We start from the raw sequence: 13,792 nt of genomic DNA on the forward strand, positions 1-13,792 counted from the left end.
AGCAGGCAAGCTCAAGTAAAATTTTCAGGCATTAAAAAACCGCCTTGAAGACGGTTTTTGTATTGTTCTCACCCTTACACCGCATTTACATGCGCATTAAGCCGGAACATTTCATTTACGCCCGTATAGAAACTGCGGCCATCAAGATTCAACTCAATTTCAATACCGGATTCAAGCAAGACTTTTTTGCCTACTTCAACCCATTTAAAGCCATCACGGGTATTTTGCATTTTTTTCAAAGGAATCAGCGATACAACAATTTCACGGCCATTTACAGATTTTGCAACTAAATTTTCAGTTTTATTCAACATTTACACCAATTTTTTAATACAGATAGAAAAGCCACCATTGGCATTTCAAAATAACAACCTTAACTTGGGATCACTCAAATGAGCGGAGATTTCTCGTTTACTAATTTTGAACGAGAACATTTTCATGTCAGTTTTATTGTTGAAATTATTATAACAGAAATATTGATTTAAGATACATCAGTATATCAGCGTTATGAATTAAAATTGTATTTAAATATTTCAGTTTTTAAGCCCTCCCTTTCCTTAGAAACCGAGAAATACAGGAAATTACTGATATACCCTTAAATAGTCTGCAATCAAACGTGATGCCCAAGATTCCGGTTGTTTAAAACCTTCGTAAAAAATACAGTGGCTACCTTTTTTAGTGGTCACGACGACAATATTCGGCATCTTCTGAAGGGTTTCCTTATAAGGTTCCAGATTCCGGATATGACACACAGGATCATCTTCCGCATTTAAAATCATCAATGGAATTTTGACATTTTCGAATACATGAATCGGATTGGTGGCCTGATTATAGTCTTCAAAACTGCTATAGCCTGCCAGTTCAAAATAATGAGATTGAAACTCTAATAAATTCCTGGAAGCCAGCACTTTGGGCAAGGAAGCGGTTTGTTGCCATGTTTCGCTATAAGGATGAATAAAGGATTCAAATAGTTTTTTCGTCATCACTTTACTATAGAAAGGATGCACATTTTGAAAACCCAGTTCAGTATCATAACCGGGACACAATGCAAATGCTGCCTTGAACGGTGTTTGCTCGCCTTGTTCTCCTAAATAGCGGACCAATAATCCGGTGCCCGCAGATGAGCCAACCGCATACAGGGTGGAATCTGGAAATTTGCTTTGAATATACTGAATCTGTTCACGCAAATCATCAGTCGAACCGAACATGGAAATTTTGGGAACAGGCAGCGGTAAATTGGCATGGCCACGGCGCAAACATAAGGCTACACGCCATCCGGTATGTCGATGCAAGTCACGGACCAGTTCGGCCATACTTTCCGGTGTACCCGTCAAGGTAGGCATCAACACAATGGTTGGCGTATCTGCAGCAACATGAAGCCCATACCAGGCAATGGCGGTAACTCCACCATCAGACATCTTGAGATGTTCGATCACATCATACTGGAGTTGCACCGCTTTTTTTTTGATTAAGTCAAAATAGATCAGATGCAGATGTGTATTGGACAACCACGGCGTTGGACGGTATTTCTGTTTGAGTTGGGGCAAAATTTCAAGCATCTGCCCTGCTTCACCTTGTGGATCATAGTACAGGGTAGGTAATTCAGCCCCTGTCACCTGATCGACAATTTCTTGCACCAACTGACTGATTTTATTGAGCACAAACTTCATATTCGGTTTACCTCAAAAATGATGTAACGCAAAATACTTAGTACATGTCACTCCATTAACAGCATATATCTTTACTATACTCTTTATACTTTTGGTATAAAAGCAGCCATACGTTTTCCCATCTGTGCCGCCAATGCTTCCAGTCCACTCTTCGGACGCAGCATCACTTCAAAATCAATGATTTGACCTTGTTCATTCAACTGAATCATGTCAATGCCTTTGAGTTTTTTCTCACCGACATTGGCAGAAAACTCCAGTACCACATTCATGCCATCTTCGGTATAGAATTCGCGATGGTACGTAAAGTTTTCAAAGATCTGAATGACATTACTCAGAATAAAAAACACCACCTGTTTACCCGGATAAGGTTGATAGGCGACTGGTGAACGAAACACCACATCTTCAGCCAGTAATTCATTTAAAATCGACATGTCACGTGTTTGCAGCATGGTGTGCCAACGTTTAATGGCCTGTTTTGTTGTTTCAATGGTCATTTAGGCTTCCTTTTTTGTTGTGTATTTAAAAAAACTCCTCCCTGAGCAAGTTTTAAAGCATTGCCTTAAAACGAAGCGCAAGGAAGATTGGGAAGGATTAATTTTTAGCATTCATTGATAAGAATCCCTCTAAATCCCCCTTTTATAAAGGGGGACTTCATTGAAAGAAATTAAATCACTGCCGCCAAATCTGCACCCTGACGAATGGCACGCTTGGCATCCAGTTCGCCGGCTTCTTTGGCCCCCCCAATCAAATGCACATTTTTACCATCGGCTTTCAGTTGCTCGAACATTGCGGTGAAAGGTTCCTGACCGGCACAGATCACGACATTATCAACTTCTAAAACAGTCGGCTGACCATTCACTACAATATGCAAGCCCTGATCATCCACCTTTTCATAGCTGACACCTGCCAGCATTTTTACTTCCCGGTGTTTCAATCCGGTACGGTGAATCCAGCCCGTCGTTTTACCCAGACCTGCGCCCACTGAACTTGCCTTACGCTGCAATAAGTAAATTTCACGATTGGACTGTTCTACTTGTGCGTTCTTCAATCCCCCGACATTTTCATAACGGGTGTCAATACCCCATTCATTATAGAATTTTTCAGGGTTCAGGCTGGCACTATCTCCTTCATGGGTTAAATATTCCGCGGTATCAAAGCCGATACCGCCCGCCCCAATAATCGCGACACGTTGCCCTACTGGCTTGCGTTCTTTTAATACTTCGAGATAAGTCAGTACTTTCGGATGGTCGATACCTTCAATTTCTAACTGACGCGGAGTGACACCGGTCGCTACAACAATCTCGTCAAAATCAGAATGGCTTAATGCTTCATAGGTCGCCGGATGATTTAAAAGCAGCTTAATATTGGGCTGTAATTCAATTTTACGTTTGAAGTAACGCAAGGTTTCATAAAACTCTTCTTTACCCGGAATGGTTTTGGCAATATTGAACTGCCCCCCAATTTGATTGGCGGCTTCAAAAAGAGTGACCTGATGTCCACGTTCAGCCGCATAGGTGGCAAAGCTTAAGCCTGCCGGTCCTGCACCAATCACCGCAATCTTTTTCGTCTGAACAGTTTCTTTAAAAATCAGCTCCGTTTCATAGCAGGCACGCGGATTGACCAGACAGGATGCAATTTTCATCGAGAAAATATGGTCCAGACAGGCCTGGTTACAGCCAATACAGGTATTGATTTCATCACTGCGGCCCTGTTCTGCTTTTTGCACAAAGAAGGCATCGGCAAGCATGGGACGCGCCATGGAAATTATGTCTGCATGACCCGAAGCCAACACATGTTCCGCCATTTCCGGGGTATTGATACGGTTTGAAGTAATGAGCGGAACCTTGACCAAACCCTTGAGTTTTTCTGTAACCCAGGTAAATGCTGCTCGCGGGACCTTGGTGGCAATGGTCGGAATGCGCGCTTCATGCCAGCCAATCCCGGTATTGATAATGGTGGCACCGGCTTTTTCAATTTCCTTGGCCAGTTGCACCACTTCTTCAAAAGTAGATCCACCATCAACCAGGTCCAGCATCGATAATCGGTAGATGATGATAAAGTTTTCACCTACCGCTTCACGGGTACGGCGTACGATTTCAATCGGGAAACGGATACGGTTTTCATAGCTGCCGCCCCATTCATCATCACGATGGTTGGTCCGTGCCGCAATAAACTCATTAATCAGATAGCCTTCCGAACCCATGATTTCTACGCCATCATATCCGGCATACTGTGCCAGTTTTGCACATTGGGCAAAGTCTGCAATGGTTTGTTGTACTTCTGCGCTGGTTAATGCATGCGGTTTAGTCGGGTTGATCGGTGCCTGAATGGCAGATGGTGCCACCAGGTCGGCCTGATAGGAATAACGCCCGGTATGCAAAATCTGCATGGCAATTTTACCCCCGGCATCATGCACCGCCTGGGTAATCACCTTATGTTTTTCCGCTTCTTGTATAGAATCTAATTTCGCTCCGCCTGCGAAAGTCAGGCCTGCATCATTCGGTGCAATTCCGCCCGTCACAATCAGCCCGACACCCCCTTGTGCACGTTCTGCATAAAATGCCGCCATACGCTCATAACCACGTGGAGCCTCTTCCAGACCGACATGCATGGATCCCATCAGAACGCGGTTTTTAAGTGTGGTAAAGCCTAAATCTAAAGGCGCTAATAAATGCGGGTAATTAGACATACAATCTCCTTGGCGTGCTTTCTCAGCTGGCAAATATCTTTTAATGCAACTTGTTGCATAACTTATATTCCAGATTTGTTTTTTATGCAACATGTTGCATAATGAAGCTGTAAAGATTTATTGACTGAGCCGTTTATGTCCTTAGCCCATGTTTTATTGACCAGCCTGATTGAAAAACCCAGTACCGGTATTGATTTGGCTCGTCGCTTTGACCGCTCCATGGGATTTTTCTGGAATGCGACCCATCAGCAGATTTACCGTGAACTCAGCGCCATGCAACAAAAGAACTGGATTTCTACGCTTGAAGATCACAGCTCCAATACCCGCAAAAAGACCTATCAGGTTGAAGCATTGGGGCGCGCCGAACTGGCCGACTGGATGCTCAAACAAAGTCCACCTGCACAATTGCGTGACGATTTAATGGTGCGTTTGCGTGCCGAAGCTCAACTCGGTGGCAATACGGTGTTGCCTGAACTGGAAAGGCACCTGATCTTGCATCAACAAAATTTGAAAATCTATCAAACGATCTTTGCCAAAGATTTTGCCCATGCACAGGATCAGGACCGGACCCTGTTTATTCATAAAATGATTCTGCAACTGGGCATTGACCTGGAAATGGGCTGGATCAAGTGGTTAGAGACCATGATTCCACAGTTAAAAGCATTTGAACATAAGAACTAAAAAAGGACACACACATGCCACATTACCTGATGCCTGATAATGAACAACTTTTTGTTCGCGAGTTTGGACAAGGACAACCGGTCTTGGTCCTGTCAGGTCTGGGGATGCAAAGCTGGCAATGGCTTCCGTTTCTTTACCGGCATGCTAAAACGCATCGCTTTATTATTCCGGACTGGCGCGGTTTTGGGGCTTCACAAGGGTGTGCCATTCCCGAACTGGATGCGATTTCCAGTCACTGGCGTGATATTGACAGCCTGATTGAACAGCTTCGGTTAAACGATATTGTAGTGATCGCCTATTCCATGGGTGCAACCACGGCCATGCATGGCATGCAATATGGCAACTTTTCCGAACAGATTGCAGCCTATTTACATATTGACCAGACCCCTAAAATTTCGGTAGATGATAGCTGGGATTATGGTTTATTTGGTCCACAGCATCAGCTGTTTATATCTATTCTGACCGAGCTGTCGCAGTTGCTGGCTCAGCATCAACACATTCAATATATAAAAGACCTGAATAGCCAAGCCCGCGGACAGCTTGCCAAGCTCTGGTTAGAGTTTATTGGCCTGCAAAATAGCAATAGATACAGTTTAAAAGCCTTTGAATGGGTACTCAACCAGTCGCGATTGCAAAGCTTATTACTGCCCTCTCACCGGGTCGACTATATGGCCTGGTATATCAACAACTATCTTTACCATCAGGAAGATTACCGCGAAGCCCTGCAAAAGCTGCAATGTCCGGTAACTTTTCTCAGTGGCACGCAATCCAGGCTTTATCCGGTGAAAGGTCAAACCTTGATTGCAGAAAGTATTACCCATGCCAAACAAGTCCGTTTTGAGAAATCTGGACATACCCCCTTGCTTAGCGAACCGCTAAAGTTTGCGCGAGAAATTAGCGCATTCTTGAAAGCCAATGCAGCTCATCAACCTTAAACTGCTGAATCAAGTCAGGAGCCAAAATGAAAAAACTGGTGGTCTTTTCCGGTGCTGGCATGAGTGCCGAAAGTGGCATCAACACTTTTCGGGACAGTGATGGCTTATGGGAGCAGTACCGAATCGAAGACGTCGCCACACCTGAAGCCTGGAAACGTGATCCGGAACTGGTCCAGCGTTTCTATAACCAACGGCGCAAACATATTCTCTCTGCCAAGCCCAATGCCGCCCATCTACTGATTGCCGAACTTGAAGAGTTTTTTGATGTGCATGTCATTACCCAAAACATTGACGACCTGCATGAACGCGCTGGAAGCAGCCAGGTCATTCATCTGCATGGCAATATTCGGCTGGCGAAAAGCTCCGGTCCAAACGCTGAGTACAGCACTGAATTCTATCCGGTCGAAGGCTCTGAGCAGGATTTGAGTAAACACTTCTGCAAGGATGGCTATCCTTTACGTCCACATGTGGTCTGGTTTGGCGAGGCTGTGCCTGCTTATGCCGATGCACAAGACTGCGTACAGGATGCGGATATTTTTATCGTGATTGGCACCAGCCTGCAGGTTTATCCCGTGGCAGGTTTAATTCATGAAATTCCAGCGCATTGTAGCGCTTACTATATTGACCCCAAGGCGGACCAGCAACAGCTCCCACCACAATTTCAGAAAATTGTGATGACCGCTACTCAAGGCATGCAACATCTAAAAGAATGGTTAGAACAACAGCACTAAACTATTCTGTTCAATATCAAAACGACACAGCAGCGATTGACATAATGCAACAATAAATTTTTAATCTGCTTATTGTTGCATAAATGGAATTCTTAAATGCTGTCCGATCTTGATGATTTTTATTGCTTTGCCTTGGTGGTGGAACATGGAGGGTTTAGCGCAGCAGAACGTGCAACCGATATTCCAAAATCAAAATTAAGCCGCCGCGTTTACAATCTGGAAGAACATTTAGGCGTGCGGCTGATCCAGCGCAGTTCCCGCCATTTTGCCGTAACCGACATTGGCATGAATATTTACCGCCATGCCCAGGTCATGATGAATGCGGCACAAGCGGCCCACGATCTGGTCGATCATCTCAGCATTCAGCCACGCGGTGTGATTAAGGTCAGCCTGCCTGTTTCAATTGCGCAAAATGAAATTGCCAAGATTTTACCGAAATTCCTGAAAACCTATCCTGAAATTAAGGTACAGCTCATTGTCAGTAACCGCCGTGTCGATATCATCAATGAAGGCATTGATGTGGCACTCCGGGTACGTTCTAATCTGGATGATGACCCGAATCTGGTTTTACGCAAATTTGAAAATATCGAACAGCACCTGTTTGCCAGCCAAGCCTACCTGAATGAATTTGGCGACTTAAAACAGCCGGAAGATTTAAGCGATCATCAAATTCTCAGCATGTCGGATGAGCATTTAGACCAGTATATTGTTGTACACGATAATAAAAAACAGCAGAAGAAAATCAAGGTCAATCCCCTGGTGATGGGGTCTGACCTGATGATGCTGGCACAACTGGCACGACAAAATTGCGGGATTGTGTTATTGCCGGACAGCATTGTTCAGGACTATGTTCAAAGTGGTGAACTGGTACGTGTACTACCGGACTGGAAAGCACCGCATGGTATTTTTCATGCAGTCTATCCTTCACGCCGTGGCTTGCTCCCGGCGGTCCGTGTCTTTATCGACTATTTGGTGGAACAGCTCAGCAAGTATTAATACCTATACCTCTGCTTGGAAAAACAATCTTGGAAAACAATCAGGTTTATCTTCAAGCCAGCGGACAATGCCTTTGAGTTGTTAATTGCACACTATAAACAGCTAGCCTGATCACAAAAAAGTAAAATTCACTTGAGTAATACAAAATTTTAGGCAAAAAAAAGCTTATCCGAGGTGGATAAGCTTATAAACTTTAAATAAGGAAAAATAAGAAACTACAGCTAGAATCTATAGTTGTATAGTACAAAGAAAAAATATATAAATCTAATATATAAAATATATTACAAAATAATAATAAAAATAATTTTATTATATAAATTAACAACTTAAATTAAAATTAATAGATTTTAAAACTTTATTTGAACATAAAATCAACAATTCTATACCAAAGTATAAAACAATCTATTTCATTTTATCTTTCTCGTTTAAATTTCAGGATATGTACCGGTACCTTCTGGCCAAGGAGATAAAAGCTCAAAACCGGTATCTGTTACAGCAACCATGTGTTCCCATTGGGCGGTTAAGGAACGGTCAGCAGTCACTACGGTCCAACCATCTTTAAGCTCTTTGACACGCGCCTTGCCTGCATTGACCATCGGTTCAATGGTAAAAACCATGCCCTTTTTAAGGATCAGACCTTGACCAGGCTGCCCATAATGCAGCACATTCGGCTGTTCATGATAAACCTTGCCAATGCCATGACCGCAATACTCACGGACAATGCTATAACCTTCACGATGAGCCACCGATTGAATGGCAAAACCGATATCGCCTAAAGTTGCGCCCGGTTTCACCGCATGAATGCCGGCCACCATGGCTTCATAGGTGGTTTCAACCAGTTTTTTCGCTTCCGGTTTTACATTTCCGACATAATACATCCGGCTGGTATCGCCAAAATAACCATCTTTAATGATTGCCACATCAATATTGATAATGTCACCATCCTGCAAAATGGTGTTTGGCGATGGGATACCGTGACACACCACTTCATTTGGAGAGATACAGGTGGTTTTGGTGTAGCCATAATAGCCTACATTGGCCGGAATTACTTTTAAGGTATTCACAATAAAATCATTACAGATATCATCCAGATACTCCGTACTTACTCCAGGCTTGACATACTTCCCTATCATCTCCAAAACCTGAGCAGCCAAACGTCCGGAAATACGGAGTTTCTCTAAATCTTGCTCAGTTTTAATGGTAATAGTGGAAGCTTTCATTGCATCATCCTCAGGAATAAGGCTTATGATTATAGTCCTTTTACATTAATTTTGTTTAATATGAGCAGATAAACAGTGGAGTTTTGAACCTTTTTAGCCAACTGTGTGATTAATTTATATACATTTAAATAACCCTAACCGAAAATTAAAAAATTACTTAAATAATTAAAAAAGAATAATATTTTATATTTTTTTATTTTTTACCCATTAATCAAATATATAAATAGACTTAAATTTTCCCAGTTGCTCATTTTAGTGGATGATTAAATTACTAAAATTTATAAGTCTCATAAAAGGAACTATAAAAAAGCGCGGATATCCTCTAAAATCGCTTTTTTTTTTAATTCCTCTCCCCATTTATGACAAATCTCCGTACAAGGGATATTATTGCCTTGGGTTTTATGACTTTTGCACTTTTTATTGGTGCGGGCAATATTATCTTTCCACCAATTGTCGCTCAACAAGCGGGTGAACATGTATGGTTAGCTGCTTTAGGTTTTCTGATTACCGCAGTTGGTCTGCCTGTTATCACCATTATGGCACTGTCACGTGTAGAAGGATCAATCCAGAATTTAAGTTCGCCTTTGGGTAAAGTCGCCAGTCTGATTTTAACCATTGTATGTTATCTAGCTGTTGGTCCTTTATTTGCAACGCCTCGTACAGCCACGGTTTCCTATGAAATCGGTTTTTCTTCTTATTTTGGAACATCAAGTAGCAGTCTGCTCATTTATAGTGCAATTTATTTTGCAGTCGTCACTGCTATTTCCTTATACCCCAATAAACTGCTCGACACTGTCGGTCATTTCCTGGCACCTTTAAAGATTATTTCTTTGGCGGTATTAGGTATCGCCGCATTTGTCATTCCTGCCGGATTCATTCCACCTGCAATTAACAATTATGTTGCTGCCCCGGTTTCTGAAGGTTTTGTCAATGGCTACTTAACCATGGACACTTTGGGTGCATTGGTTTTCGGTATTGTCATTATTCACGCGATTCATTCACGTGGCGTAACGGATAAAAAACTGGTCACCAAGTATGCCGTGATTGCCAGCCTGATTTCTGGTGTAGGTTTAACTCTGGTTTATTTAAGCCTGTTCAAGCTCGGTTTAGGCAGCCATGAAGTCGCGCCAAATGCAGCCAATGGTGCAGTGATCCTGCATGCCTATGTGCAGCATGCTTTTGGTGATATTGGCTCGGTGTTCCTGACCGGCATGATTTTCCTGGCCTGTATGGTCACAGCGATTGGTTTAACCTGTGCATGTGCAGAATACTTCTCGGAACTGACCAAAGTTCCTTATAAAATTTTGGTTTTCATTTTAGTGGGATTCTCTTTCATCATTTCAAACCTCGGTTTAACCAAACTGATTGCAGTATCTGTGCCTGTTTTAAGTGCCATTTATCCACCGGCAATTGTGGTGATTCTACTGAGCTTCTTGTGGAAATTTTTCAACAAGCCCGCTTATGTGGTTGCACCCGTCACTGCAGTGGCTTTGCTATTCGGTATTTTTGACGGCCTGAAAGTTGCAGGACTCGAAGCATACTTACCGGGTTTCATTCAAAATTTACCTTTAAATGCACAAAATTTAGCCTGGCTGATTCCCTCTATTATTGTGCTGATTATTGCCATCGTCATCGACAAAGTTAGAAAATAACCGCTGTTGATAGGATTAAAATCTCGTTTTACCCAAACCAGATTTTAACCGTGATCAATAAAATGCCATGTTTTACCCAAACTGGGTTTTATTGTTTACATTCTCATCGCCCCAATACGGTTTGTTAAAAATATAAAATCAGCCCTACCAGGCAAATTATCCCTGTAATCTCCTTTCAGACATTGATGCACTTCCAGACTGGCATCAATATTGCTTCTTTATATTCACTATTGTTGTAACTTTAATGGTTTCTCATTCACAAGCAGATGATAAGCATAGATATATGCTTAAAAATAACCAATATTCATGTGAATAAGGTCATCATGTTTATTTATGCATTAACATGCTTTTATTACAAAATAATGACATTTACTATTGAAATGAAATGAAATAACAAGTACAACATTAGAAACTAATCTGACTAAAACAATTAGGTTTAGGTCAATAAACAACCGGAGGGGTGGAGATGTTATCATTACATTTCAATAAAGAAATCTTCATTAACGCTCTAAAAGCAAATAAGAATATGGTCACTTATCTGAGTACCACTGCTGCTCTGCTTGTGACGCTCATTATTCATGGTTTAATTCAAGGCAATTTAAAGCCTGAATTCTTCATATATGCTTTTATTGTATCGGTGGCTTTCTATGTGTGGGCTATAGTCGATCAGAAATATCGTTACCAGAAGCAGAATACATCTACAGAATAAAAGATGGGTGAACTATCACCCATCTTAAAAAGAACTAAAAAGATTAATGATCAAGTACTTAAAAAAAAAAGCCATCAAATTAAAATCTTGCCCAAGCCCCTCATTGTACCCAGCAATAATCCTGCTGTAGCCCCCAATTCCCCGACGATCAGCAAAATCATTGCACTGCTCAGCATCCATTTCGGTAAATGCCAACGTCCCACCTGATGCGGTTGCTTAAACTGATTGGTGGTATCTTTCAGCCAGCCATGCAATATATAGCTTAAAATTGAAAAGCTAAAAAAGAAAAGATTGATCAATACCAAGATTAAATTGAGCAGTTCATTCCATACTGAAAAATAGGCTAAAACTGCAATAATCAGGCTGGCAGGTGCATAGAGCAAACTGCTTCTATGCGCAATATCGACATAATAATGCGCACGTGCCTGTGCTGACTGCCTGATTTGATAATATTTCCATATTCCGGTCAGCATCCCCACCCAAAGAAAAATACCGCTAAATAGCACTGCCCAAGCTACGGCCTGCGTTAAATTTTCCGCTTCCATTGATTTATATCCTTATTTTTAGACCGTTATTTTGACTTTAAAGTCATTCATTTTACAAGTTTCTTTTTAGAACTTAGCTACAGTAGTCATCATACCCACTTATCCTATATTCCCTCATATGAACACTTTTGAAGCATTAACAATTACCTGTAAAGATGGATATTCACTCAGCGCTCGCTTTTATACGGCCAGCGCTATGCAAAAAAAGAATTGTCCCGTCCTCATCTGCCCAGCAACCGGGATTACCCAAAATTTTTATCAAGCTTTTGCAGAATGGTTAACCACGCAAGGCTATGATGTTTTGAGTTTTGACTTCCGCGGAATTGGCCGTTCTTTACATGGTCCGGTTAGCCAATCTGAAGCCAGTATTGTAGATTGGGGGCAACTGGATATTCCTGCTGCAATAGAAACCTTATTATATAAAACTCAAGCAGATCAGGTCATTTTAGTGGGTCACAGTGCTGGCGGTCAGCTTTTGGGTATTGTGCCTAACCATGAAAAAGTAGCCAAAGTCGTCGCGGTTTCAGGCTCAACAGGACATGTTAAAGGCTTAAAGGGCCGTACCAGATTGCTCGCTCCTGTCATGTTTAATGTCATTTTTCCATTGGCACGTATTACCAAAGGATATGGCCCAACCCAGGCTATCGGCATGGGCGAAAACTTGCCTAAAGATGTGGCACGTGAATGGGCACAGTTCTGTAGCAAACCAGGTTATATCATCAACGCAATTGGTAAAAAAGTGGCATCCGCACATGATTATCACAACCAGATCACCTGTCCAATTACGTCCATTTGGGCAACGGATGATGAGATCGCCACTCAAGCCAATGTGAAAGACCTGCTGCGTTTATATCCCAAAGCACATACAGAAATGATTGAACTGCAACCGCAGGAATATGGGCACAAAGGCATAGGTCATATGCTGATGTTTAGGAAATCTCATCAAAACTTGTGGCCGGTGATTGAACAGCACCTATCTGTCTAGTTTCCTTTTTCATTCTTCACCATTTGATCCGTTATCTGCTGCAATATTTTCTATTTTCATCACTCAAAATGCATACGGCACCTGATGTATTGCTACACAGGTGCCGTATGCACACTCAAGGTTATTGACCCAAACAACTCTGAGTTGATGTGCTTATATTAGCAACCTTTGTACCAATAATTTTGCCTAACTTTCCATGATTTTTCTTTTAAACAGCATATTCATGCTATAAATAACATTTATTCAGAAGAATCTTTTGCAGTTTGTGTTATGAAGGAAAATAATTACAGTTTGGACAAGATTGACCGCCGTATTCTTGCTGAACTTCACCGTGATGGCCGTTTAACGGTGACGCAACTGGCTGAAAAAGTCGGTTTGTCTTCCTCTCCTTGCTGGACGCGTCTTAAGCGTCTGGAAAACCTGAAAGTCATTGATAGCTATACCGCCAATATCAATCCCAAGGCGATTGGTATTAATGAGCTGTTTTTTATTGAGATTACCCTGGAACGTCATGATGATGAAATTCTGGAACAGTTTAGTGAAGCCCTAGCCAATATGCCTGAAGTGGTGGAAGCCCATTTGGTCACGGGAGATTATGATTATCTGGTCAAAGTTGCGGTAAAAAATTCGGAACACTATGAGCGTTTTCTGCGTAAAAATTTATATTGCATGAATGGAATCCGTCATACCCGTTCGATTTTTGCCTTAAGGCCTTTAAAACTGGCCAATACTGCCGATTTAATGATGATTGAATAATCTGAAAGATTAAGAATTTCAATCACACAAACGAATGTATTTATGTTTTAATACGCGCAGTATGAGATGAGCCTCTTACAGTATGTGCCCTGGATGTGCATACGACTAGCCCCTAACCATGGGGCTTTTTAATGCCTGAAATCAACAACTTAAAATTAATCGGCGTAAAACTGGCGTAAATACAAAGTTATCCACAGGTAATAACTGCTTGTTAGTATTAATTATA

At 41.9% G+C, this 13,792-nt stretch carries 14 protein-coding genes; 8 read left to right on the forward strand and 6 right to left on the reverse strand.

The features are described 5' to 3' along the window. Nucleotides 1-74: 74 nt before the first annotated feature. The 4 genes from BLP85_RS00305 to BLP85_RS00320 all read right to left on the reverse strand — a co-directional run bounded on the left by BLP85_RS00305 (nucleotide 75) and on the right by BLP85_RS00320 (nucleotide 4,356). Complete coding sequence (locus BLP85_RS00305) at nucleotides 75-311, reverse strand: hypothetical protein (RefSeq protein WP_425550232.1); 237 nt, start codon at nucleotides 309-311, stop codon at nucleotides 75-77. A gap of 267 nt (nucleotides 312-578) precedes the next feature. Then, nucleotides 579-1,667 carry a YheT family hydrolase gene (locus BLP85_RS00310; protein WP_092818154.1) on the reverse strand — a complete coding sequence of 363 codons (1,089 nt, stop codon included), beginning with the start codon at nucleotides 1,665-1,667 and terminating at the stop codon, nucleotides 579-581. Between the two features lie 83 nt (nucleotides 1,668-1,750). Further along, a complete protein-coding gene (locus BLP85_RS00315) occupies nucleotides 1,751-2,161 on the reverse strand; it encodes a nuclear transport factor 2 family protein (protein WP_092818155.1) in 411 nt (136 codons plus the stop codon). A 170-nt stretch (nucleotides 2,162-2,331) separates the two neighbouring features. Beyond that, entirely contained in the window at nucleotides 2,332-4,356 is a 2,025-nt protein-coding gene (locus BLP85_RS00320) for an FAD-dependent oxidoreductase (protein WP_092818156.1), read from the reverse strand. Nucleotides 4,357-4,491: 135 nt separating this feature from the next. Between BLP85_RS00320 and BLP85_RS00325 the strand changes: the two genes are divergently transcribed. The 4 genes from BLP85_RS00325 (at nucleotide 4,492) to BLP85_RS00340 (ending at nucleotide 7,699) form a co-directional block, all read left to right on the forward strand. Beyond that, nucleotides 4,492-5,037, forward strand: coding sequence for a PadR family transcriptional regulator (locus tag BLP85_RS00325; RefSeq protein ID WP_092818157.1), 546 nt, complete (start codon nucleotides 4,492-4,494; stop codon nucleotides 5,035-5,037). 14 nt (nucleotides 5,038-5,051) lie between these two features. Then, entirely contained in the window at nucleotides 5,052-5,972 is a 921-nt protein-coding gene (locus BLP85_RS00330) for an alpha/beta fold hydrolase (protein ID WP_092818158.1), read from the forward strand. Nucleotides 5,973-5,998: 26 nt separating this feature from the next. Then, nucleotides 5,999-6,703, forward strand: a complete 705-nt coding sequence (locus BLP85_RS00335) for an SIR2 family NAD-dependent protein deacylase (protein WP_092818159.1) — start codon at nucleotides 5,999-6,001, stop codon at nucleotides 6,701-6,703. 96 nt (nucleotides 6,704-6,799) lie between these two features. Further along, nucleotides 6,800-7,699 (forward strand): LysR substrate-binding domain-containing protein, encoded by a 900-nt coding sequence (locus tag BLP85_RS00340; protein ID WP_092818160.1) that lies wholly within the window; start codon nucleotides 6,800-6,802, stop codon nucleotides 7,697-7,699. A 425-nt stretch (nucleotides 7,700-8,124) separates the two neighbouring features. Here BLP85_RS00340 and map read toward each other — a convergent pair whose 3' ends face one another. Continuing rightward, nucleotides 8,125-8,919, reverse strand: coding sequence for a type I methionyl aminopeptidase (map, locus tag BLP85_RS00345; RefSeq protein WP_092818161.1), 795 nt, complete (start codon nucleotides 8,917-8,919; stop codon nucleotides 8,125-8,127). A gap of 359 nt (nucleotides 8,920-9,278) precedes the next feature. On the opposite strand from map, the gene brnQ reads away from it, so the two are divergent. Continuing rightward, the gene (brnQ, locus tag BLP85_RS00350; RefSeq protein WP_092818162.1) at nucleotides 9,279-10,571 is read left to right on the forward strand and encodes a branched-chain amino acid transport system II carrier protein; all 1,293 of its coding nucleotides are present in this window, start codon (nucleotides 9,279-9,281) and stop codon (nucleotides 10,569-10,571) included. A gap of 466 nt (nucleotides 10,572-11,037) precedes the next feature. After that, nucleotides 11,038-11,280 (forward strand): hypothetical protein, encoded by a 243-nt coding sequence (locus BLP85_RS00355; RefSeq protein ID WP_092818163.1) that lies wholly within the window; start codon nucleotides 11,038-11,040, stop codon nucleotides 11,278-11,280. A gap of 74 nt (nucleotides 11,281-11,354) precedes the next feature. Here BLP85_RS00355 and BLP85_RS00360 read toward each other — a convergent pair whose 3' ends face one another. Beyond that, nucleotides 11,355-11,825 (reverse strand): hypothetical protein, encoded by a 471-nt coding sequence (locus BLP85_RS00360; protein WP_092818164.1) that lies wholly within the window; start codon nucleotides 11,823-11,825, stop codon nucleotides 11,355-11,357. A 118-nt stretch (nucleotides 11,826-11,943) separates the two neighbouring features. Here BLP85_RS00360 and BLP85_RS00365 point away from each other — a divergent pair, with 118 nt between their 5' ends. Together BLP85_RS00365 and BLP85_RS00370 are read left to right on the forward strand one after the other, a co-directional pair. Continuing rightward, entirely contained in the window at nucleotides 11,944-12,810 is an 867-nt protein-coding gene (locus tag BLP85_RS00365; RefSeq protein WP_092818165.1) for an alpha/beta hydrolase family protein, read from the forward strand. A gap of 270 nt (nucleotides 12,811-13,080) precedes the next feature. Beyond that, entirely contained in the window at nucleotides 13,081-13,566 is a 486-nt protein-coding gene (locus BLP85_RS00370; protein WP_092818166.1) for an Lrp/AsnC family transcriptional regulator, read from the forward strand. The last annotated feature ends 226 nt before the right edge of the window (nucleotides 13,567-13,792 follow it).

Origin of the sequence: Acinetobacter kookii, assembly GCF_900096895.1 — a bacterium.
GTDB lineage: Bacteria > Pseudomonadota > Gammaproteobacteria > Pseudomonadales > Moraxellaceae > Acinetobacter > Acinetobacter kookii.